Below are 485 nucleotides of genomic sequence, written 5' to 3' on the forward strand. Positions count from 1 at the left end.
TTGCATTCTGATGCGACCTCTTTCCATACAGCTTAGCTGAGAAAAAAGTGATTATAGATAAAACATCTTCTACAAGTTCTGAATTTGGATCAACGTTGTCTGTCTGATTGATGACAACCAGCTCTACATCGTTTGCCTGACAGATTGTCTCAATTATTTCAAAGCCAAAACGAACAAGCCGGTCTTGGTAATTTACCACGACTCGTTCGCACTGCTTCTTGCAGATCATGTTGATCAGCTCTGTCAGGCCCTTTTTCTTATAGTTGAGACCAGATCCAACGTCTTGAATGATCTTAAACTGATAGCCATTGACTTCGCAATATCTAGACACTACATCCTTCTGCCTTTGGAGGTCTTCTTTTTGATGACCAGAAGAAACCCGGCAATAGCCGATGGTCAGTAGCTTCTTAGGCTTAGATGCCTTCACATTTCCTTGCAGAACTTCATCTAGCATTTCTTTAGTGTAGCGGCGTTGGTTGGAGGCA

1 protein-coding gene is annotated in these 485 nt (G+C 42.3%); it reads right to left on the reverse strand.

The window, feature by feature from the left end:
* Positions 1–485: IS607 family transposase (locus tag ACYVUV_RS12375; RefSeq protein ID WP_484499582.1), on the reverse strand; the 485-nt coding region annotated here is incomplete at both ends.

The sequence above is a fragment of the Lactobacillus sp. WILCCON 0149 genome, assembly GCF_057197965.1.